The 22306-nt window shown below is 60.9% G+C and carries 21 protein-coding genes; 2 read left to right on the top strand and 19 right to left on the bottom strand.

The annotated features are described in order from the left end of the window. Positions 1-41 precede the first annotated feature (41 nt). The 12 genes from AC1DVH_RS14415 to AC1DVH_RS14360 form a co-directional block, all read right to left on the bottom strand. On the bottom strand, positions 42-830 hold the full coding sequence (locus tag AC1DVH_RS14415) for a TatD family hydrolase (RefSeq protein WP_477754370.1): 789 nt from the start codon (positions 828-830) through the stop codon (positions 42-44). 73 nt (positions 831-903) lie between these two features. Next, positions 904-1890 carry a DNA polymerase III subunit delta' gene (locus tag AC1DVH_RS14410; protein WP_477754369.1) on the bottom strand — a complete coding sequence of 329 codons (987 nt, stop codon included), beginning with the start codon at positions 1888-1890 and terminating at the stop codon, positions 904-906. Further along, entirely contained in the window at positions 1883-2515 is a 633-nt protein-coding gene (tmk, locus tag AC1DVH_RS14405) for a dTMP kinase (protein WP_477754368.1), read from the bottom strand. The genes AC1DVH_RS14410 and tmk overlap by 8 nt, the downstream gene beginning before the upstream one ends. 19 nt (positions 2516-2534) lie before the next feature. Then, entirely contained in the window at positions 2535-3767 is a 1233-nt protein-coding gene (gene mltG / locus AC1DVH_RS14400) for an endolytic transglycosylase MltG (protein WP_477754367.1), read from the bottom strand. Positions 3768-3770: 3 nt separating this feature from the next. Beyond that, positions 3771-4586 carry an aminodeoxychorismate lyase gene (gene pabC, locus AC1DVH_RS14395; RefSeq protein ID WP_477754366.1) on the bottom strand — a complete coding sequence of 272 codons (816 nt, stop codon included), beginning with the start codon at positions 4584-4586 and terminating at the stop codon, positions 3771-3773. Further along, the gene (gene fabF / locus AC1DVH_RS14390; RefSeq protein ID WP_477754365.1) at positions 4586-5830 is read right to left on the bottom strand and encodes a beta-ketoacyl-ACP synthase II; all 1245 of its coding nucleotides are present in this window, start codon (positions 5828-5830) and stop codon (positions 4586-4588) included. Before fabF ends, pabC begins: the two co-directional genes overlap by 1 nt. 108 nt (positions 5831-5938) lie before the next feature. Then, positions 5939-6175 (bottom strand): acyl carrier protein, encoded by a 237-nt coding sequence (gene acpP / locus AC1DVH_RS14385; protein WP_003175607.1) that lies wholly within the window; start codon positions 6173-6175, stop codon positions 5939-5941. Positions 6176-6372: 197 nt separating this feature from the next. Next, positions 6373-7113, bottom strand: a complete 741-nt coding sequence (gene fabG / locus AC1DVH_RS14380; protein WP_007997043.1) for a 3-oxoacyl-ACP reductase FabG — start codon at positions 7111-7113, stop codon at positions 6373-6375. A gap of 16 nt (positions 7114-7129) precedes the next feature. Continuing rightward, entirely contained in the window at positions 7130-8068 is a 939-nt protein-coding gene (gene fabD, locus AC1DVH_RS14375; RefSeq protein WP_477754364.1) for an ACP S-malonyltransferase, read from the bottom strand. Positions 8069-8192: 124 nt separating this feature from the next. Continuing rightward, entirely contained in the window at positions 8193-9203 is a 1011-nt protein-coding gene (gene plsX / locus AC1DVH_RS14370) for a phosphate acyltransferase PlsX (protein WP_477754363.1), read from the bottom strand. 4 nt (positions 9204-9207) lie between these two features. Beyond that, positions 9208-9390 carry a 50S ribosomal protein L32 gene (gene rpmF, locus AC1DVH_RS14365; protein WP_003179396.1) on the bottom strand — a complete coding sequence of 61 codons (183 nt, stop codon included), beginning with the start codon at positions 9388-9390 and terminating at the stop codon, positions 9208-9210. Positions 9391-9403: 13 nt separating this feature from the next. Next, positions 9404-9931, bottom strand: a complete 528-nt coding sequence (locus AC1DVH_RS14360) for a YceD family protein (RefSeq protein WP_007942001.1) — start codon at positions 9929-9931, stop codon at positions 9404-9406. 105 nt (positions 9932-10036) lie between these two features. Here AC1DVH_RS14360 and AC1DVH_RS14355 point away from each other — a divergent pair, with 105 nt between their 5' ends. Next, a complete protein-coding gene (locus AC1DVH_RS14355) occupies positions 10037-10615 on the top strand; it encodes a Maf family protein (protein ID WP_477754362.1) in 579 nt (192 codons plus the stop codon). Between the two features lie 153 nt (positions 10616-10768). Here the strand turns inward: AC1DVH_RS14355 and AC1DVH_RS14350 are convergent, their stop codons facing one another. The 3 genes from AC1DVH_RS14350 to rluC are packed head-to-tail and all read right to left on the bottom strand — an operon-like array spanning position 10769 to position 13394. Then, positions 10769-11758, bottom strand: coding sequence for a S49 family peptidase (locus AC1DVH_RS14350; protein WP_477754361.1), 990 nt, complete (start codon positions 11756-11758; stop codon positions 10769-10771). Between the two features lie 24 nt (positions 11759-11782). Next, positions 11783-12445 (bottom strand): HAD-IA family hydrolase, encoded by a 663-nt coding sequence (locus AC1DVH_RS14345; RefSeq protein WP_477754360.1) that lies wholly within the window; start codon positions 12443-12445, stop codon positions 11783-11785. Beyond that, on the bottom strand, positions 12432-13394 hold the full coding sequence (gene rluC, locus AC1DVH_RS14340) for a 23S rRNA pseudouridine(955/2504/2580) synthase RluC (RefSeq protein WP_477754359.1): 963 nt from the start codon (positions 13392-13394) through the stop codon (positions 12432-12434). The genes AC1DVH_RS14345 and rluC overlap by 14 nt, the downstream gene beginning before the upstream one ends. Positions 13395-14097: 703 nt before the next feature. Between rluC and rne the strand changes: the two genes are divergently transcribed. Further along, positions 14098-17352: a ribonuclease E gene (rne, locus tag AC1DVH_RS14335; RefSeq protein WP_477754358.1), complete on the top strand. Its 3255-nt coding sequence runs from the start codon at positions 14098-14100 to the stop codon at positions 17350-17352. Positions 17353-17542: 190 nt separating this feature from the next. Here rne and AC1DVH_RS14330 read toward each other — a convergent pair whose 3' ends face one another. From AC1DVH_RS14330 to AC1DVH_RS14315, 4 genes are read right to left on the bottom strand one after another with little or no spacing between them, the layout of a single operon-like run. Further along, the gene (locus AC1DVH_RS14330) at positions 17543-18139 is read right to left on the bottom strand and encodes a nucleotidyltransferase family protein (RefSeq protein ID WP_477754357.1); all 597 of its coding nucleotides are present in this window, start codon (positions 18137-18139) and stop codon (positions 17543-17545) included. Then, positions 18136-19119 (bottom strand): XdhC family protein, encoded by a 984-nt coding sequence (locus AC1DVH_RS14325; RefSeq protein ID WP_477754356.1) that lies wholly within the window; start codon positions 19117-19119, stop codon positions 18136-18138. Before AC1DVH_RS14325 ends, AC1DVH_RS14330 begins: the two co-directional genes overlap by 4 nt. Next, entirely contained in the window at positions 19119-21440 is a 2322-nt protein-coding gene (locus tag AC1DVH_RS14320; RefSeq protein WP_477754355.1) for a xanthine dehydrogenase family protein molybdopterin-binding subunit, read from the bottom strand. Before AC1DVH_RS14320 ends, AC1DVH_RS14325 begins: the two co-directional genes overlap by 1 nt. Next, positions 21437-21907, bottom strand: coding sequence for a (2Fe-2S)-binding protein (locus AC1DVH_RS14315; protein WP_477754354.1), 471 nt, complete (start codon positions 21905-21907; stop codon positions 21437-21439). The genes AC1DVH_RS14320 and AC1DVH_RS14315 overlap by 4 nt, the downstream gene beginning before the upstream one ends. Between the last annotated feature and the right edge of the window lie 399 nt (positions 21908-22306).

Below are 22306 nucleotides of genomic sequence, written 5' to 3'. Positions count from 1 at the left end.
CCTTGTGGGAGCGAGCCTGCTCGCGAAAGCGGCTTCGAACCCTAAACTGATTTCACATGCGCCAACGGAAACAACCGCTTGAAGTTCTCAGTGGTCTGCTCGGCAAACCGCTCGTAGGGCTCACCACGCAACATTGCCAGAAATTCCGCAACTTCACGCACGTACTGCGGCAGGTTTGGCTTGCCGCGATGGGGAATCGGCGCCAGGTACGGCGAGTCGGTTTCCACCAGCAATCGGTCGGCCGGCACCTTGCTGGCCACATCACGCAACGCATCGGCATTGCGGAAAGTGACAATCCCGGACAGGGAAATATAATAGCCCATGTCCAGTGCAGCCTTCGCCATTTCCCAGTCTTCGGTAAAGCAATGCAATACGCCTGCCTGGGGCAAGGCCGCTTCACGCAACAAGTCCAGGGTATCGGTGCGGGCCCCACGGGTGTGGATGATCACCGGTTTGCCGGTCTGCTGCGCCGCTTGCAGGTGCAGGCGAAAGGATTCCTGCTGCAACTGCGCCGCTTCCGGCTCGTAGTGGTAATCCAGGCCGGTTTCGCCGATGGCGACCACCCGCGGGTGATTGAGCTCCTGCAACAGCCAGTCCAGCGCCGGCGCGGCCCCCGGCTGCACATCCAGAGGGTGCACGCCCACCGAGCAGTCGACGTCGTCATAACGTTCGGCCAGGGCTTTGACGTCGGCCGCGTTGTCCGCGCTGACACCGATACACAGAAAGTGCCCTACCCCGCGCTGTCGGGCAGCCTCCAGGGCGGCATCCAGGGAGCCGCCGTGGGCGGCCAGGTCGAGGCGATCAAGGTGACAATGGGAATCTACGAGCATAAAAGGGCTGCAACTTGTATCGAATGGGTGGGACGGGCGGATGTTCTGATACTCGGAGTCTAGGCGCGGACAGTCATCTTTGGCCAGGCAACGACGCCCATTGCACCAGCAATGCCTCCAGTAGCAAGGCCGGATTGAGGTTGGCCTTGCTCAAGACTTTCTGTCGCTGGGCGAGAATCCAGTCCTGAATATCGAGGACTTTGCCCTGGGCGCTTTTCTGCGCCAGGTATTGCACGACCTTGCGCATGTCGGCAAGGCCCAGGCCAGCTTCGTCCTGGGTCAACTGATAGCGCAGGATCAGGCTCGACCAATCGCAGAACCAATCGAACAGGCGCAACATCGGAATGTTTTTCCACTCTTCGGCCAGTTGCGTCGGCGACTGCTGTTGCTTGAGGAGTTTTTTCACCCCTTCCACCACTTGCATGCGTTGCTCACGCACGCCCTGGGCCTGAAGATTGACCGCCGCCAGTGGCGAACCGGCGGCCAGTGTCAGCAGTTCGACGCGCTCTTCTTCGGAACACTCCGGCAACGCCTGGGCCAGCCACTTCAAGCTCATGGTCTCGCYCGGCAGCGGACAGGCCTGCTGCACGCAGCGACTCTTGATGGTTGGCAATAAACGGCTCGGCTGATGGCTGACCAGCAACAACACTGTATCGCCGGACGGTTCTTCAAGGCTTTTGAGCAAGGCGTTGGCGGCGTTGATGTTCATCGACTCGGCTGGTTCGATCAGCACCACTTTGCGCCCGCCCAACTGCGCAGTCTGCACCACGAAACCGACCAGGTCGCGAACCTGATCGACCTTGATCGCCTTGTCGGCTTCTTCCGGTTCCAGGATGTAGTTATCCGGGTGGCTGCCAGCCTTGAGCAGCAGACAGGATTTGCATTCACCGCAGGCTTGCAGCGCGTTCGGGCGCTGGCACAGCAAGCTGGCCATCAGGCGCTCGGCCAGTGCCCGCTTGCCGATCCCGGCCGGGCCATGCAGCAGGTAGGCATGCGCATGCTGGGCGCGACCAGCCAGGTGCTGCCAAAGGTTTTCCTGCCACGGATAGGCCTCAGCCACGGTTCAACTCCAGCAGGCGCGGCAGCAAGGCATCCAGCGATTGCTGAACCTGTGCCAACGGTTGGGCCGCATCGACCAGCACATAACGCGCCGGATCCGCCTCGGCGCGCTTGAGGAAGGCACTGCGTACGGCATCGAAAAAGGTCCGGCCTTCGAGCTCGAAGCGATCCAGACGACCGCGGGCACTGGCGCGGGCCAGACCGACCTCGACAGGCAGATCGAAAATCAGCGTCAGGTCCGGACGCAGTTCACCCTGAACGAAGGTTTCCAGGGTCGCGATGCGCTCCAGCGACAAGCCACGGCCGCCGCCCTGGTAGGCGTATGTCGAATCGGTAAAACGATCACACAAGACCACGGCACCGCGGGCCAGCGCCGGGCGAATCACCTCGGCCAGGTGCTGGGCACGCGCCGCGAACACCAGCAGCAACTCGGCGTCCGGGCTCATGACTTCGTCGACCGGGGCCAGCAGTACTTCACGGATGCGCTCGGCCAACGGCGTGCCACCCGGCTCGCGGGTCAGCACCACCTCGATGCCGGCGGCGCGCAAGCGCTCGGCCAGGTATTCGCGGTTGGTGCTCTTGCCGGCGCCTTCCGGGCCTTCCAGAGTAATAAACAAGCCAGTCACAGGCAGTCCTTAGTCAGAGTCATTGCGGGCTTTTCGGTGCGTTGGCATCGGGTTCCGGCATTTCAGGGGCTGGCGCAGGATCTTGCGCCGGCACTTGCGGTAGCGCCTCGGGAGCCGTGTTCGGTGAAGCGGCCGGGATCGGAGCCAACTCTTGCGAAGACTTGGCCTCCTGCGTACCGGTTTGCTCAGCCTCGGTTGGCGGCGTCTCGGGCGTGGAGGCGGGCGCCGGGCTGGAGCGGTAATCGGTACGACGCTTGAGCTGGAATTCCTTCACAGCATTGTTGTGAGCGTCCAGGTCGTCGGAGAACACGTGAGTGCCATCACCGCGCGCCACGAAGTATAGGCTGTTGCCCTCCACCGGATTGAGTGCCGCATGGATGGCTTCGCGACCGACCATCGAAATCGGCGTCGGCGGCAGGCCCGCATTCATGTAGGTGTTATAGGGCGTCGATTCCTTGAGGTGAGCCCGGGTCAGCTTGCCGCTGTAGCGGTCGCCAAGGCCGTAGATTACCGTCGGATCGGTCTGCAGCAGCATGCCCATCGCCATGCGTCGTACGAACACGCCGGCAATTTGCCCGCGCTCCTGCGGTACGCCGGTTTCCTTCTCCACCAGCGAGGCCATGATCAGCGCCTGGTAGGGTTCGGTGTACGGCGCATCCGCGGCGCGCTGCTCCCATTCCTTGGCGAGCACTTCGTCGAGGCGCTCGTAAGCGGTTTTCAGCAGCTCGATATCGGACATGCCGCGCACGTAACGATAGGTGTCAGGGAAGAAGCGCCCTTCCGGGAAAATCCCGCTGTGGCCGAGCTTGTCCATGACCTGGCTGTCGCTCAAACCGTCGAGGCTATGGTCGAGCTTCTCTTCTTTGGCCAGCGCTGCGCGGACCTGACGGAAATTCCAGCCTTCGACCAGGGTCAGGCTGTACTGAACCATTTCCCCGCGTTTCCACAGGTCGATCAGGCCTTCGACGGTCATGCCCGGCTTCATGCGGTATTCACCGCTGTGCAGGGGTTGCCTGGCGAGGTTGAAGCGCCAATATACCCGCAGCCAGAATGCGTCCTTGATGACGCCATTGGCTTCGAGTCGGTAGAAGGTGCGGGTCGGCGTGGTGCCCTTGGGCACATCCAGCAATTGCTCCTGGGCAATGTTCAGCGGCTGTACCAGCGCCGAATGAATTTTCCAGGCTGAAGCACCCAACAGCAGCCCTGCCAGAACCAGTCCGGTTTCCAGCAGCAGCAAGAATTTACGTCTCACGTATCAAGCATCCAGTAGCGCACGGGCAATGATTTGGAGTTTACGGGTGAGCGGCCCAACCGGCCAGTGAAGAGCAGCACAGGCGCGCACCGGCCAAACGCCATACACGCTGTTGCAGACAAAGACTTCGTCAGCCCATTGCAGTTGTTCGAGGGGAATGTCGGTGATTTGCGTGGGGATTCCCAGCGACCTGGCCTGGGACAATATTTCGCCACGCATCACGCCGGCCACGCCGCAGCGCTTGAGGTCAGCGGTGATGAGTGCGCCATCACGCACCAGGAACAAATTGCTGAACACGCCTTCAATCACGCGCCCGGCCTGATCGAGCATCAAGCCTTCGGCATGCTCGGTGTCCTGCCATTCGGCACGGGCGAGGACTTGTTCAAGACGGTTCAGGTGCTTGAGGCCGGCCAGTAATGGCTGTCTGGACAATCGCGTGGAGCAAGGAAACAGACGAACACCCTGCTCGCCATGCACGGCAGGGTAAGCAACGGGTGGATTGCCTTGCAGAATGCGTCGGGCCTGAGCCGAAGGATCCGGGGCGTAACCGCGCAGACCATCGCCACGAGTGAGGATGAGCTTGAGCACCCCGTCACCCAGTGCCGCGGCGTAGGCCAGCAGTTCGCTGCGGATCAACGCCTGATCGGCGGCAAGCGCCAGACGCGAACAGCCGTCCGCCAGACGCGACAGATGCCGGTCCAGCAATACGGGCTGCCCGTTGCGCACGGCGATGGTCTCGAACAGACCATCGCCATAAGCCAGGCCGCGATCCTTCAGCGACAAAGCGTCAGCCGGCTGACCGTCGACCCAGCTGTCCATCAGCCTGCGAACCGGCGGAACACCAGCGAGCCGTTGGTGCCGCCAAAACCGAAGGAGTTGGAAACGACCACATCGATATCCATGTTGCGCGCCGTGTGCGGCACGAAATCAAGGTCGCAGTCTTCGTCCGGCTCATCGAGATTGATGGTCGGCGGCGCTACCTGGCTGTTGATTGCCAGCACGCTGAAGATCGCCTCGACCGCGCCCGCCGCACCCAACAGGTGACCGGTCATGGACTTGGTCGAACTGACGGCCAGCTTGTAGGCGTGCTCGCCGAACACCGACTTGATCGCATTGACTTCGGCCAGGTCGCCTGCGGGAGTAGAAGTGCCGTGGGCATTGATGTACTGCACTTGATCGCCATTGATTTTGGCATCGCGCAGCGCATTGGTGATGCAGCGCGCAGCACCGGCGCCATCGGCTGGCGGCGAAGTCATGTGGTAGGCATCGCCACTGGTGCCGAAACCGATCAGCTCGGCGTAGATGGTCGCGCCACGCGCCTTGGCGTGCTCGAGCTCTTCCAGCACCAGCGCACCGGCACCGTTGGACAGCACGAAGCCATCGCGGCCCTTGTCCCATGGACGGCTGGCGCGGGTTGGCTCGTCGTTGYGGGTCGACAGCGCGCGGGAGGCACCGAAGCCGCCCATGCCCAGGCCGCAGGCGGCCATCTCGGCACCGCCGGCAATCATCACGTCGGCTTCGTCGTACATGATGTTGCGGGCCGCCATGCCAATGCAGTGAGTACCGGTGGTACAGGCCGTGGCGATGGCGTAGTTAGGTCCCTGTGCCCCCAGATGGATCGACAGGAAACCGGAAATCATATTGATGATCGAGCCTGGCACGAAGAACGGAGAAATCCGTCGTGGGCCGGTCTCGTGCAGCGTGCGGGCGGTTTCTTCGATATTGGTCAGTCCGCCAATACCCGAGCCCATGGCCACGCCGATGCGTTCACGGTTGGCGTCGGTGACTTCCAGGCCGGAATTGCGTACCGCCTGAAAACCTGCGGCCAGACCGTATTGAATGAACAGGTCGAGCTTGCGGGCTTCCTTGACCGACAGGTATTCCTCGACATTGAAGCCCTTTACCGAGCCGCCAAAACGGGTGGAATAGGCAGAAAGGTCGGCGTGTTCGATCAGACCAATGCCACTGCGGCCAGCCAGAATGCCCTGCCAGCTGCTTGGCACATCCGTGCCCAGTGGCGACAACATACCCATACCGGTGACTACGACGCGTCTACGCGACACAGCACTCTCCTTTTTCAAATGACGACTTTGCATCAGGCCTAAAGAAAAAACCGCACGCCGTGATGGCAGTGCGGTTTTTCCATGACAGCGAGCAACGATTACAAACTATTACGCCTGGTGGCTAGTAACGTAGTCGATTGCAGCTTGTACAGTAGTGATCTTCTCGGCTTCTTCGTCAGGGATTTCGGTCTCGAATTCCTCTTCCAGAGCCATCACCAGCTCAACGGTGTCAAGGGAGTCGGCACCCAGGTCTTCTACGAAGGAAGCAGTGTTGACCACTTCTTCTTCTTTAACGCCCAGTTGCTCAGCAACGATTTTCTTGACGCGCTCTTCGATGGTGCTCATACCTTGTTTTCACTCCTAATGGACAAATTCAGGCGGCTGGCCAGTGGGTAAGTGTATAGAAAGACTTTTCAGCTTTTCAACTGAAAGCTTCACTCCTCAAACCCGGTGACCCTATGCCTATAAAATAGATTGCAGCTTTATAACGGATTTTAGACAGCTCGTATGACATTTTTTTGAAGCAATCCGTCACATTTGAATTACATGTACATCCCGCCGTTCACCGGGATTGTAGCTCCGGTAACGTAAGCCGCACCGTCCGACGCAAGAAAAGCGACCACGGACGCGATCTCTTGAGCCTGCCCCAGACGACCCAGCGGAATCTGCGTCTGCAAGGCTTCACGCTGCGCCTCGGGCAGTTCACGGGTCATATCGGTATCGATGAACCCAGGGGCCACCGAGTTTACCGTAATCGAACGCGAACCGACTTCACGCGCCAGAGCACGGCTGAAACCTTCCAGACCAGCCTTGGCGGCAGCGTAGTTTACTTGGCCTGCGTTGCCCATGGCACCCACAACCGAACCAATACTGATAATTCGGCCCCAACGGGCTTTGGTCATGCCGCGCAAAACGCCCTTGGACAGGCGGAACAGACTGTTCAGATTGGTATCGACAACGTCATGCCACTCGTCGTCTTTCATGCGCATCATCAGGTTATCGCGGGTGATGCCGGCATTGTTGACCAGGATCGCCGGCGCACCGAACTGCTCCTGAATGCTCGCCAGAACAGCCGCCACGGACTCGTCGCTGGTGACGTTGAGTTCCAGGCCAGTGCCTTGAATACCGTTTTCCTTCAGGGTCGCGGCAATGCGCTCGGCACCCGACGCGGAGGTCGCGGTACCCACAACGATGGCGCCCTGACGACCCAGTTCCAGGGCGATGGCCTGGCCGATGCCACGGCTCGCACCGGTGACCAGTGCAACTTTACCTTGCAGACTCATGCAAGCTTCTCCTGATTCAGGCCAACGCTGCACGGGCGGCAGCGAAAGCATCTGGGGTATTGAGGTTGGATGTCGACACGCCTTCGGCGCAACGTTTGTTCAGACCCGCCAGCACTTTGCCCGGGCCGCACTCGACCAGGTTGGTCGCGCCCTTGGCTGCCAGCGCCTGTATGGATTCGACCCAGCGTACCGGCTTGTACAGCTGTTCGAGCAAATCACGCTTGAGGGTTTCCAGATCGGCCGGCACCTGGGCACTGACGTTCTGTACCACAGGAATCTGCGGTGCCTGCCAGTCGATCTCGGCGATCGATTCGGCGAAACGCTCGGCAGCCGGGCGCATCAGCTCGCAATGGGACGGCACGCTGACCGGCAACGGCATGGCGCGCTTGGCGCCACGCGCCTTGCAGCCTTCAATGGCGCGCTCGACGGCAGCCTTGGCACCGGCAATGACCACCTGGCCCGGTGAGTTGAAATTCACCGCACTGACCACTTCGCCTTGCGCCGCTTCGGCACAGGCTGCCAGTACGTCGGCATCGTCCAGGCCCAGGATGGCAGCCATACCGCCTTGTCCGGCCGGCACGGCTTCCTGCATCAGCTGGCCACGACGTTCGACGAGCTTCACTGCATCGCCCAGGCTCAGGCTGCCTGCCGCGACCAGCGCGCTGTATTCACCCAGGCTGTGCCCGGCAACGTATGCCGGGCGCGCACCACCTTCCGCCAGCCATAGACGCCACAGGGCGATCGAGGCAGTCAGAATGGCCGGCTGGGTTTTATCGGTTTGATTGAGTTGCTCTTCCGGCCCTTGCTGGGTCAGTGCCCACAGGTCGTAACCCAGTGCATCGGAAGCTTCTTTGAATGTTTCGAGAACAACCGGATGTTGCGCGCCCAGCTCGGCCAGCATGCCGAGGGACTGCGAACCCTGTCCCGGAAAGACGAATGCGAGGGAAGCAGACATGTAACAAGCCCCTAATGATCTTGTCGTCGGAGAATTGGCGTCCCGCTTGGGGGCGCAAGAAACTGACAGTTGGATGACCCATCGAACCAACCGGTCACATTTAAGCATTGTCCGACGAAAACGCCTAAAGCAATAAATCCTCCAGACGACCGTGAATGCGCTCGGGCAGGTTTTCCTGAATTTCGATCAGTGCGCGCTGAATGGCGCTCTGAAAACCCTGCACTCCGGCAGAACCGTGGCTCTTCACCACGATCCCCTGCAATCCGAGAAAGCTCGCGCCGTTATGCCGGGCAGGTGCCAGATCGGCCTGCAGACGCCTCATCAAGGGCAGCGCCAGCGCGCCGACCACGCGAGAGGCTACGTTCTTTCTGAACAACGCCTCGATGCGCCCGGCAATCATGGTCGCCAGGCCTTCGCTGGATTTGAGCAGGATGTTGCCGACAAAACCGTCACACACCACCACATCCGCTTCGCCGCGGTACAAACCGTCGCCTTCGACGAAACCGATGTAATTGATGCCGCGAGCGGCCTGTAACAAAGTGGCGGCCAGCTTGACCTGCTGGTTGCCCTTGATATCTTCGGTGCCGATATTCAGCAACGCCACCCGTGGACGGGTGATGCCCAGAGTCTCCGCGGCAACCGAGCCCATGACTGCAAACTGCAACAGATGCTCGGCACTGCAATCGACATTGGCGCCCAGATCGAGCAACTGGCAATAACCTTTCTGCGTCGGAATCGCCGCCACCATGGCCGGACGATCAATACCCGGCAAGGTCTTGAGCACGAACCGCGACAACGCCATCAACGCCCCGGTATTGCCGGCACTGACACAGGCCTGGACCTTGCCGTCGCGCAACAACTCCAGGGCTACACGCATCGACGAGTCAGGTTTGCCACGCAAGGCCTGGGTGGGTTTTTCGTCCATGGTAATGACTTCGCTCGCCGGGGCAATCGACAGGCGCGCGCGATCCACAGCCGAATGGCCAGCGATCAATTCTTCAAGTAGGGAGGGTTGACCGACGAGGGTCAGGTGCAGCGAGGGTGTAGCAGACAGGCAAGCAAGGCTGGCCTGAACAATGCTGCGGGGACCGAAGTCCCCGCCCATTGCGTCAATCGCGATGACTTGAGCGGACAAGTGATTACTCGTCAGCGCCCTTGTCGATCACTTTACGACCACGGTATACGCCTTCTGGCGATACGTGGTGACGCAGGTGAACTTCACCGGTGGTTTTTTCTACAGACAGGGTGCTAGCCTCGAGAGCGTCGTGCGAACGGCGCATGTCACGGGCAGAGCGGGATTTTTTGTTCTGCTGAACAGCCATAATTGATTAACTCCTAAACGTTTGGGTCACGCTTTAACTGCGCCAATACACTGAACGGGTTGGACCGCGTTACCTCGTCCTCGCTCGGTTCGGGCTCATCTGCTCCCGCCGGCTGCTGGCATTCTTCCGGATGATGAGCAGGCACAATGGGCAAGGCGAGCAGAAGCTCCTCCTCGATCAGTGACTGCAGATCCAAAGGATCTTCGCCCAGTTCCAGCACGTCATAACCTTTCGGCAACGACTGGGTATTCGCACCCTCCTTCACCACGGCGTAACTGCATTCGCTGTGGATCGGCAGGGTGACCAGCTCAAGACAACGCTGGCAAACCATTTTGACTTCAGTGTCGATAAAGCTGTGGATGACCACAGATTTACGTTCATCTCGTTCAAAAACGAATTTAGCCTGCACCGTACCGACATTGTCGGAAAGCGGGTCGCAGAGTCTCTCCAAATCGGCCAGCAGCATTTCACCTTGAAGGGTGGTGCCACGATCAGCCAATTTGCGCGGGTCAACGTGAGGTGGAATCGGGTCATTCAACATAGGCGCAGCATTATAGGGATGCACCCGCCCATGTCAAAGGAAATTCAGCCCTGTCCGTCACTTGGAAGCCTCGCTAGAATTCGCACCTGCCTTATGGAGATGCGCATGCTGCCTTTATTACTCGCTTCTGGCTCGGTCTATCGCCGGGAATTGCTGGCCCGCCTGCAGCTGCCTTTCACGTGCAGCTCGCCGGATATCGACGAAAGCCATCGCCCTGGCGAATCCGCCATCGAGCTGGTCAAGCGCCTCGCCGAAGAGAAAGCGCGCGCCCTGGCCGACAGCCATACCGCTCATCTGATAATCGGTTCCGACCAGGTCGCCGTGCTGGGAGAGCGAATTATCGGCAAGCCCCACACTTTCGAAAAAGCCCGCGAACAACTGCTGGCCGCCAGCGGCACACGCGTGACGTTCCTGACCGGCCTGGCCCTGCTCAACAGCCAGACCGGGCACTGCCAGGTCGATTGCGTGCCGTTCACCGTACACATGCGCACACTCGACGCACCCCGCATCGAACGCTACCTGCACGCCGAGCAGCCCTACGACTGCGCAGGCAGCTTCAAGGCCGAAGGGTTGGGGGTGAGCCTGTTTCAAAGCACGCAAGGCCCTGACGCCACCAGCCTCGTCGGCCTGCCACTGATTCGCTTGACCGACATGCTCCTGACCGAAGGCGTGCAAATCCCCTGAAGTTCAAAAGATCGCAGCCTTCGGCAGCTCCTACGCGGGCCGGTTTCACCCATGAATCGCGGGCACACCCAAATCCTGTAGGAGCTGCCGCAGGCTGCGATCTTTTGATTCTAAAAAAAACCGGCTGATGCCGGTTTTTTTATCACAAGAGACTCAGCGCAGCGACGGACCGTTAAAACCCATCCACATCGCCAAATGCTCAGCCACGCTGGCACCGAGTTTTTTCGAGAAGCGATCGAACGGCGACTCCTGAACGGTAAAGTCCACCAGCTCTTTCTCGCCGATCACATCCCGCGCAACCGAACTGGCATTGCCCAGCCCGTCGATCAACCCCAGCGGCAACGCCTGCTCGCCGGACCAGACCAGACCGGAAAACAGCTCCGGATGYTCCTTGTCCTTCAGGCGATCGCCACGCCCTTGCTTGACGCTATTGATGAACTGCTGGTGGGTCGTATCGAGCACGCCCTGCCAGAAGGCGGTTTCTTCCGGCTTCTGTGGCTGGAACGGATCGAGGAATGACTTGTGCTCGCCAGAGGTGTAAGTGCGACGCTCGACGCCCAGCTTCTCCATGGTGCCGACAAAGCCATAACCGGCTGCCGTCACACCGATGGAGCCGACCAGGCTCGCCTTGTCGGCGTAGATCTGATCCGCCGCGCTGGCGATGTAGTAGGCACCGGAAGCCCCCAGGTCGGAAATGACCGCATACAGCTTGGTGTCCGGGTGCAGGCCGCGCAGGCGACGGATCTCGTCATAGACATAACCCGACTGCACCGGACTGCCGCCCGGGCTGTTGATGCGCAGGATGACGCCCTTGACCTTGTCGTCCTCGAAAGCCGCGCGCAGGCTGCCAACGATATTGTCTGCGCTGGCCGGCTCCTTGTCGGCAATCATGCCTGTCACATCGATCAGCGCCGTGTAATTGGCACTGCGGGTAGCGGCCTTTTCCATATCCATCAGCGGCGAAAACAGGGCAATTGCGCCGAACAGATACACAAAAGTCAGCAGCTTGAAGAATATCCCCCAGCGACGGGACCGGCGCTGCTCCTGCACGCCGGCCAGCAGTGTCTTCTCCAGCAACTTCCAGCTTTTGTCGTCACCGCTCTCTGCGCTCGCCTTGGCGGGCGCCTTCCATTCGTCGGTCATGCCATCCACCCCAAAAACAACCGGTTAAGCCCGCTGACTCAGCCAGGCATGCAATTCTGAAAAACGGTCGATGGCCAGTCGCGGCTCATACAACTTCAACGCATCGATCGATTGGGCGCCATAACTGACGGCCACCGAGCCCATGCCGGCGTTGCGTGCCATCTGCAGATCAAAGGACGAATCACCGACCATCAACGCCTGTTCCGGGCGAACCTCGCAATGGGCCAGGATTTGCTCGAGCATCAGCGGATGGGGCTTGCTGGCGGTCTCGTCGGCAGCGCGGGTGATATCAAAGTAATTCTCCCAGCCATGGGACTTCAACACCCGATCCAGCCCGCGACGGGCCTTGCCGGTCGCCACAGCCAGATGATAGCCCTCGGCACGAAACGCCTCGAGCGACTCGACCACACCCTCGAACAGCGGCGAAGGCACAGCCTCCGACGCAATGTAATGCTCAGCATAGTGCTCACGGAACGCGATCAGCTCGGCATCAGCGATTTCGGGGTACAGCGTGCGGATCGCTTCCGGCAAGCCCAGGCCGATGATGCCCTTGACGGCAAAATCATCGCGCAGCTCAAATCCGGAGCGCTGCGAGGCAACGTGCATTGCCTCGACAATCCGGCCAATGGAATCGGCCAGAGTGCCGTCCCAGTCGAAGATCAGCAGCTTGTAATCAGATGGGCGCACTCAATCGCTCCACGGTCTTGGCCCACATCTCGTCGACCGGCGCTTGCAGCTTCAGCTCACCGCCATCGGGAAGTGGCACGGTCAGCATGTAGGCGTGCAGGAACAGACGCTTGCCGCCCAGATCGCGGATTTCCTTGCTGAAACCTTCGTCGCCATACTTGGTGTCGCCAGCGATGCAATGCCCGGCGTGCAGAGTGTGGACACGGATCTGGTGAGTCCGGCCGGTAATCGGTTTGGCCTCGATCATGGTGGCAAAGTCGCCGAAGCGGCGCAGGACCTTGAACACGGTCACGGACTCCTTCCCCTCCTCCTCGTCGACCTCGACCATGCGCTCGCCGGAACGCAGATTGCTCTTGCCCAGCGACGCACGGACTTGCTTGATCGAGCTCGCCCAGTTACCGCGGACCAGCGCCATGTAGCGCTTGTCGACGCCATCACCGCGCAACGCGGTGTGCAAATGGCGCAACATGCTGCGTTTCTTGGCGATCATCAACAGGCCGGAGGTATCACGGTCGAGACGGTGAACCAGCTCGAGCTCTTTGCAATCGGGGCGCAACTGACGAAAGGCTTCGATCACCCCGAAAGTCAGGCCGCTACCGCCATGAACCGCAATGCCCGCAGGCTTGTTGATCACGATCAGGGCCTTGTCTTCGAAGACAATCGAGGCTTCGAGTCGCTGCAGCAACCCCTGCGCCAGTGGCACCGGCTCGTCGCGCTCGGGCACACGAACCGGCGGCACGCGCACGATATCGCCCGCCTGCAACTTGTACTCGGGCTTGATCCGACCTTTGTTCACACGCACTTCGCCCTTGCGCAAAATGCGGTAAATCAAGGTCTTGGGCACGCCTTTGAGTCGGGCGAGAAGGAAATTATCAATACGTTGGCCGGCATATTCCGGCGAGACCTCAAGCAGTTGTACGCCTGGAGTCGGGGGGGTAGTCGTCGTCATGCCGCGGATGATAACAATTTTTTATGGAATTGAAGCACTTAATCATTACTGCTATAGTCGCGAACGTCGCCAAAAGCGGCCTGGACAGCGGACCAACGGTCAAAAACCGGCCCTGACCAACGCAATTCACCAGGACGCGAGGCCGTCCTACGGGGCTTTCGCTACGTAACGGTGGAGTTTGCAGGTGTAACGAGCGCAGGTGACATGAGGCCTGAATCACGCCACAAAGCAGAGTTTTCCACTCGTTTTGCGCGCCATATTCACGGCCAGTTCACAAAGTGCAGTCAGCTGCGAATGACCCCGAGCGAAGGCATCGGAAACAACGCCTAAATTAGCCATGATGCGTGACCTCCCCCTTTCGGAGCTCACGGTAAATGCCAACCCGCTGCGGATTCTGCGCGCGGCAGCACCCGAATTATCAGGGATACGTGTAGGGTGGAGATGCACAACCGCCGGACTGTGTAGCAACAGGCTTTCTCAAGACGCTTCATCTCGTCCACAGCCGCTGGTTGATTCCTCCTCCTGACTGAGTGCTTAAGTAGCCACAGCAAGCAGGACGCGTACGTCGCGATGAAGGCCCACATTGGCCGGACTTCGCTGGACACGGGAAATGGCCAACCACTCCCGACGCACCTGACACCGACCGTGAGAAGTCGTGTGTGCCGAACGCCGTTTCCGGCAGCCCGGAAACCGACGGTACTACATGAAAAGAATGCTGATTAACGCAACTCAACCCGAAGAGTTGCGTGTTGCACTGGTAGATGGCCAGCGCCTCTACGACCTGGACATCGAATCCGGTGCACGCGAGCAGAAGAAGGCCAACATCTATAAAGGCCGGATTACTCGCATCGAACCAAGCCTCGAGGCTGCCTTTGTCGATTTCGGCTCTGAGCGCCACGGCTTCCTGCCCCTCAAAGAAATCTCCCGCGAATACTTCAAGAAAGCCCCGGAAGGTCGCGTCAACATCAAGGACGTCCTGAGCGAAGGCCAGGAAGTCATCGTTCAGGTCGAAAAAGAAGAGCGTGGCAACAAGGGCGCCGCCCTGACCACCTTCATCAGCCTGGCCGGTCGTTACCTGGTGCTGATGCCGAACAACCCGCGTGCCGGCGGTATCTCCCGTCGCATCGAAGGCGAAGAGCGCAATGAACTGCGTGAAGCCCTGAACGGCCTGGTTGCACCGGCCGACATGGGCCTGATCGTGCGCACTGCCGGCCTGGGCCGCAGCAGCGAAGAAATGCAGTGGGACCTCGACTACCTGCTGCAACTCTGGACTGCCATCAAGGAAGCCTCGCTGGATCGTTCCGCGCCGTTCCTGATCTACCAGGAAAGCAACGTGATCATCCGCGCGATCCGCGACTACCTGCGCCAGGACATCGGCGAAGTGCTGATCGACAGCGTTGAAGCCCAGGACGAAGCCCTGACCTTCATCCGCCAGGTGATGCCGCAGTACGCCAGCAAGATCAAACTGTACGAAGACAGCGTTCCGCTGTTCAACCGTTTCCAGATCGAAAGCCAGATCGAAACCGCTTTCCAGCGTGTCGTCGAACTGCCTTCCGGCGGTTCCATCGTCATCGACCCGACCGAAGCCCTGGTGTCCATCGACATCAACTCGGCGCGCGCCACCAAAGGCAGCGACATCGAAGAAACCGCCCTGCAGACCAACCTTGAAGCGGCCGAAGAAATCGCCCGTCAGTTGCGCTTGCGCGACATCGGCGGCCTGATCGTCATCGACTTCATCGACATGACCCCTGCCAAGAACCAGCGCGCCGTGGAAGAGAAAGTCCGCGAATGCCTGGAAGCCGACCGCGCTCGCGTGCAAGTCGGTCGCATCTCGCGCTTCGGCCTGCTGGAAATGTCCCGTCAGCGCCTGCGTCCGTCCCTGGGCGAAAGCAGCGGCATCGTCTGCCCGCGTTGCAACGGCACCGGCATCATCCGTGACGTTGAATCGCTGTCCCTGGCGATCCTGCGCCTGATCGAAGAAGAAGCCCTGAAAGACCGTACCGCCGAAGTTCGTGCACAAGTGCCGATCCCGGTGGCTGCGTTCCTGCTCAACGAAAAACGCAACTCGATCACCAAGATCGAACTGCGCACCCGCGCCCGCATCATCATTCTGCCGAACGATCACCTCGAGACGCCGCACTTCGAAGTGCAGCGCCTGCGTGATGACAGCCCGGAAGCGGCCACCAACCAGTCCAGCTACGAAATCGCCGCTGCCGCTGCCGAAGTGGAAGAAGTCCAGCCAGCCGCTGCAACCCGCACCCTGGTTCGCCAGGAAGCGGCGGTCAAGACGGCGCCGGCCCGCGCCAATGCTCCGGTTCCGACCGAAGTTGCCGCTCCGGCCCCTGCTCCGGCTGCCGTGCCAGAGCCAAGCCTGTTCAAAGGCCTGGTTAAGTCGCTGGTGAGCCTGTTTGCCACCAAGGAAGAGCCTGTCGCGCCGGTTGTGGTTGAAAAGCCTGCTGCCGAGCGTCCAGCCCGCAACGAAGAGCGTCGCAACGGTCGCCAGCAAAGCCGCAACCGTAATGTTCGCCGCGATGAAGAGCGCAAGCCTCGCGAAGAACGTGCACCGCGTGAAGAACGCGCCCCACGTGAACCGCGTGAAGAGCGCCAACCACGCGAAGTGCGCGAACCTCGCGAGACCCGCGAAGAAACTCCGGCAGTCGCCCGCGAAGAACGCGCACCACGCGCTCCTCGCGAAGAACGTGCCCCGCGCGCTCCGCGTGAAGATCGCAAGCCACGGGGTGAGCGCGAAGAACGCGTTCGTGAACTGCGCGAGCCTCTGGATGYCGCTCCGGCTACTCCGGCTACTCCGGCTGCTCCAGCCGCCGCTGCTACCGCTGAAGAGCGTCCAGCTCGCCAGCCACGTGAAGAACGCGCGCCACGCCCTCCGCGTGAAGAGCGTCAGCCACGTGCCGAACAAGCTGCCGCAGCCGAAGCTGAAGAAGAACTGACCACCAACGAAGAGCAACTGCAGGAAGAAGGTCAGGAAGGCGCCGAAGGCGATCGTCCACGCCGCCGCTCCCGTGGCCAGCGTCGTCGCAGCAACCGTCGCGAGCGTCAGCGTGACGCCAACGGCAATGTGATCGAAGGTTCGGAAGAGTCCGAGTCCGGCGAAAACGCTGAAGCACCAAGCGTTGCCGATCTGGCCGCCGGCCTGGCTGTCACCGCAGCGGTTGCCAGCAGCGTGATCAGCGCTCCAGCTGAAGCGCAAGCCAATGTGCAAGCCGAACGCGCCACTGCCGCTACCCTGGAAGCAGCTCCGGTTGAAGCGCCAGTCGTTGAAGCGACCACACCGGTCGAAGTCACCGCCTCGCCGGAAATCGAAGTAGCGCCAGCGCCAGAAGCTCAGCCAGCTGTTGAAGCGGCTGCCGAGCCAGCGCCAGTGGTAGAAACTCCTGCCGTGGCTGCAGAAGCGGTTGTTGAAACCGTGACTGAAACCGTGCGTGAAGTTCGCGAAGAGCAAACCGCATTCAACTGGGTTGCCGAGCCAGCCGTCGCTGAAGCCGCTGAAACCCAAGTGGCTGAAGCCATGGTTTCCGAGCCGGTGGTTGCTGCTGCAGAACCGGCTCCAGCGCCGGTGGTTGAAGCTCCAGTCGTTGAAGCACCGGTCGTTGCCGAAGCACCTGCACCGGTAGTCGAAGCCGCTCCTGTCAGCGCCCTGACGCCAAGCGGCCGTGCGCCTAACGACCCACGTGAAGTGCGTCGTCGCAAGCGTGAAGCCGAGCGTCTGCAGAAGGAAGCTGAACTGGCTGCCGCTGCTGCTCCGGCTGAAGCGGTTGTTGCTGCCGAGCCTGCACCGGTTGCTGCTGAAGTGGTTGAGGCAGCGCCAGCCCCGGTCGCTGAAGTGGCTGCCGAGCCGGTTGAGTCGGTGATCCACGAAGCGCCGCGCTCCGTTCAGAAAACGGTAGAGCAACACGAGCAAGCCGAGGAAAAAGAACACGAGCCTAAACCTCTCGTCTGATTCCATCGGCCACTGAAAAGCCCCGCCTGGTGATCCAGGCGGGGCTTTTTTATATCAGGACTTCACGACAATCCATTGTAGGAGCGAGCCTGCTCGCGATAGCGGTGGATCAGATTGCATCTCTGCTGGATGCCAGATCGCTATCGCGAGCAAGCTCGCTCCTACAGGGGATCCAGGTAGATCTGAAGATCTATGCGGGGCTAAAGATCAATGCCTGCGGCACATCCACATCCCACACCACACCAGGATCATCCACTGTCACTTCAACTACCCGCCCTTGGGCAAACAGCGATTTTGCGCCACGATCCCCCGATAGCGCCATCAACCCCGCCGCGAAGTCCCGTCCGAACCCGACCGGATGCCCGCACTCACCGCTCTGCACAGGCACGCTGATACTGTCATCGCCAATACCCGCCACCACTTGCCCGATACTGGATGGCAGGATGAACGGCATATCCCCCAGCACCATCAGCCAGCCATCGAGTTGCTTGCAGGCAGCGACTCCCGCGGCAATGCTGTCGCCCATTCCCGTCGATTCGATCAGTACAATCTCGCAACCATAGGCCTGAGCCATGCGAATAACCTGCGGGCGGTCAGCGGTCGTCACCAGCACGCGCTTGCCCAGCGTCGCCGGAAGGTTGACCAACGTATGCTCGATGACGGACCGCACCACACCGTCACGCCCGGTGCAATCGGCCAGCAATTTATCCTTTTCGGCGCCCGCCACCTGACGAAAGCGGCTGCCCTGCCCCGCCGCCAGCACGACGACGCCAATGGACTCGCTCATACCCTCTCCTGCAAGACTTTCTTCTGCTTCAGTTCGACGCCGTTTTTGACCGCCACGATTTCCGCCATGAGCGACAAGGCAATTTCCGCCGGATTATGACTGCCGATATGTAAACCGATCGGACCATGCAAGCGATCGATCGCCGGTTGCGACAAACCCAGTTGAGCCAGGTTTTCCCGGCGCTTCTGGCTGTTGACCCGCGACCCCAGCGCCCCGACGTAAAAAGCCCTGGAATCCAGGGCCGTGAGCAGCGCCATGTCGTCCAGACGCGGATCATGGGTCAAGGCCACGATGGCCGTGCGTTCATCGGTCGCGATATTCAACACCGCCTCATCCGGCATGCCCGAAACGAATCGTCCGTGCTGCTCCTCCCAGCCGTAGACGAACTCGCTACGCGGATCGCAAATCAGCACCTCGAAATCCAGCAGGCGGGCCATTTCAGCGACATAGCGCGATAGCTGCCCCGCGCCGATCAGCAGCAAGCGCCAGCGCGGGCCATAGATCGCACGCAAGGTCTGTCCATCGAACGTCAACACGTCAGCTTTATTGGCCGGCTGCAAAAGCACTTCGCCGGTGGCCAGGTTCAGTTCACGGGCAACGATTTCATGGGCCTCGCAACGGGCGAGCAATTGCTCGACCCAAGCCCCATCGTCGATACGCTCCTCGGTCAAGCGCAAGGTGCCACCGCAGGGTAAGCCGAAACGTGCGGCTTCCTCGCGGGTCACGCCGTAGGTGATCAATTGCACCGGCGGCCCGTCAAGCGCAAGGCGTCCGTCGTGCAGCCGGGCGATCAAGTCATCTTCGACACACCCGCCCGAGACCGAACCAATCACCATGCCGTCTTCACGCAAGGCCAGCATGGCGCCGGGTGCCCGGGGCGCAGTGCCCCAGGTTTCGACCACGCTGTACAACACCACCCGCTGACCGGCGCGATGCCATTGCAACACACTGCGCAGGACGTTCAGATCGGCGCTGTCCATCAGGCGCCAGCCTTCTGCCAGCCCGACAGCTGATAACGAACCGGCAGGTTGCGGATGCGTTTGCCGGTGGCCGCAAAGATCGCATTGCACAGTGCCGGTGCAATCGGTGGCACGCCCGGCTCACCCACACCGCCCAATGGCACGTTGCCCGGCGGCGTCACCAGATGCACGGCCACCTCTTTTGGTGCCAGGGACATGCGCGCCACTTCGTACATGTGGAAGTTATCCTGCTGGACCTTGCCGTCCTTGAAGCTGATTTCCCCCAGCACCGCATTCCCCAGGCCCATGACGCAGGCACCTTCGAACTGCGCGCGAATGCGCTCGGGATTGATCTGTGGTCCGCAATCGACGGCGATGTCGGCCTTGTGCACCACCAGCGTGCCGTCGTCTTTGACCTCCACTTCGATCACCGCCGCCACATACGTCACGAAGCTGTAATGCACCGCCAGTCCCAGACCGCGGCCCTTGGGCAACTCGCGCCCCCAACCGGCGGCCTTGGCGGCGGTCTCCAGTACCGTGCGCAGGCGCGCAGTGTCGATCGGATAACGCTCGGGGGATTCGCCGTAGTTCCACTCGTCACTCAAGGTTCGCGGATCGATCTGACGGTCCGGACCGAGCAATCTGATCTGGTACTTCAGCGGATCCTCCCCGGCCTTGTGCGCCAGCTCATCGATAAAACTCTGGATCGCGAAACCATGGGGAATGTTCGACACCGAGCGATACCAGCCGACGCGGGTGTGCACCGTTGCTTCCGGGTTCTCCAGGCGAATGTTGGGGATCGCATACGCCATGTTGGTGAATCCCATGCCCAGTTCGAACGCTGCCTCATGGTTCATGCCCGGTGCAAACAACGCGGTGATGCTCGGGGCCACCGTGCGGTGCAACCAGCCGGATGGCAGGCCATCCTTGTTCAGGCTGGCCTTGAGGTATTCGGCCGATACGGTGTGGAAGTAAGAACAATGAATGTCGTCTTCGCGGGTCCATTGCACCCGCACCGCTTTACCGGGGAATTCCTTGGCGAGGATGGCGGCTTCGATGATGAAGTCGGGCTTGGACTTGCGCCCGAACCCGCCCCCGAGCAAGGTCACGTTGAACGTGACATTGTCGAACGGCAGGCCCAGGCGTTCACCGATCCGTTCCCGGGTGACCTGCGGCGCCTGGCTTGGCCCCCAGGCTTCGCAGGCACCGTCCGTGAACCGCGCAATGGCGACCATCGGTTCCATCGGCGACTGTGACAAATGCGGCAAGTAGTAGGAGGCTTCCAGGGTGCTGTCGGCGCTGGCCATGGCCTTGTCGATGTTGCCGGTATTGCGCACCACCTTGCCGGGCTTGAGCGAGGCTGCTTCAAGTTCCTTGCGATAGGCGATCGAGTCGTAGCTGGCATTGGGGCCGTCGTCCCACTCGATTATCAGCGCCTCGCGGCCCTTGATCGCCGCCCAGGTATTGCTCGCCACCACGGCGATACCGCCCAAGGGCTGGAACTCCGAAGGCAACGGACGGCTTTCGATCTGCACCACCTTGACCACGCCGGGGACTTTCATCGCCGCGCTGCCATCGAAGCTTTTGACCTTGCCGCCATACACCGTGGGCCGCGCAATGATCGCATACAGCATGCCGTCGAAATGCACGTCGGCGCCGTACACCGCCCGGCCGTTGACGATGTCCTCCCCATCGATGGCCTTGGTGCCTTCCTTGCCGATGTAACGGAACTCAGCCGGCTGCTTGAGCTTCAGGCTGTCGCGGGCCGGAACCGGCAAGGCGCCTGCGGCGGAGGCCAGGGCGCCATATCCGAGCTCGCGACCAGAAGGCTCATGGACGACCTTGTGCAGTTGCGCATGGCATTCACCGACCGGCACTTTCCATTGTGCGGCGGCGGCCTGTTCGAGCATGGTCCGCGCGGCGGCACCGCAGCGACGCATCGGCTCGTACCAGTGACGCATGCTGCGCGAGCCGTCGGTGTCCTGGTTGCCGAAGCGCACTTCATCGCCGGGGGCCTGCTGCACCTTGACCATCGCCCAGTCGGCTTCCAGTTCATCGGCCACCACCATGGTCAAGCTGGTGCGCACGCCCTGGCCCATCTCCGAGCGGTTGCAGATCACGGTCACCGTGCCATCGGCGGCGATGCTGACATACACCTTAGGGTCATCGACCCAGCCATGGGGCATGCCGTCGGCGCCGAATTTTTTCTCTTTCTCTTCGGCAAACGCGTCCTGCCAGCCCCAACTCGCGGCGACGACCAATGCACCGGCTGCGCTGACACCTTTGATAAAACCACGCCGACTGAGATTGCTCAGGGCGAAATCATTCGGTAACCGGCTCATGCCTTGGCCTCCTTCAGGTGAGTGGAGGCCTGGCGGATCGCGGTCTTGATGCGGTTGTAGGTGCCGCAGCGACAGATGTTGCCGACCATGGCTTCTTCGATCTGCTCATCGCTGGGGTTCGGATTGGTCTTGAGCAGCGCCGTCGCCGACATGATTTGCCCACCCTGGCAGAAGCCGCATTGGGCGACTGCCGTGTCGAGCCAGGCTTGCTGCACGACTTTGCCGATCGGATCGGCGTGCAGGTTGTCGATGGTGCTGACATTCTGCCCGGTGACTGAACCGATGGGCGTGATGCAACTGCGGGCCGGAGCCCCTTCGATATGAATGGTGCAGGCCCCGCACAGGCCCATGCCGCAGCCGAACTTGGTGCCGTTGTAACCGGCCACGTCGCGGATCGCCCAGAGCAGCGGCATGTCCTCGGTGACGTCGAGTTGATGGTCTTGACCATTGAGCTTCAGGGTAATCATGGGCACGCCCGCATGGATCTTGAGTTGTGGGGTCGAGCAATCTGCCGCGGGATCTCGGTGGGTCGCACGCAGATCGACTCAGGCTAATGGGCTCTCTTGTGCAGACGCAGACGTCTGCACCGGGCCTTTGGTGGAGCAAGAGTGTGCATCGTTAGCTGACTAAGTTAACCGAGCATTAACAAAAAAGCCCTGCACGATAAACATCGTGCAGGGCTTTTTGATCCGTCCTGGAAGCTTAGGGGGCGTTCTCAATTAGTTTTCCCGTCGCGTTGTCGCCTTAAAGCGGGCCAGGCAAGGCGCAGGCCGCTGGAAATGGTTGTTCCCTTTCCAAGGCCTGCAACGCAGCCTGGCCCGTTTTAAGGCACAACCCGAAGGGCCGGGCCTGCTGTTGTGCAGGGC

This window comes from Pseudomonas sp. P4_C3 (assembly GCF_056402075.1).
Note: the sequence above shows the minus strand (reverse complement) of the source record. Positions and strands in the feature narration are given on the sequence as shown.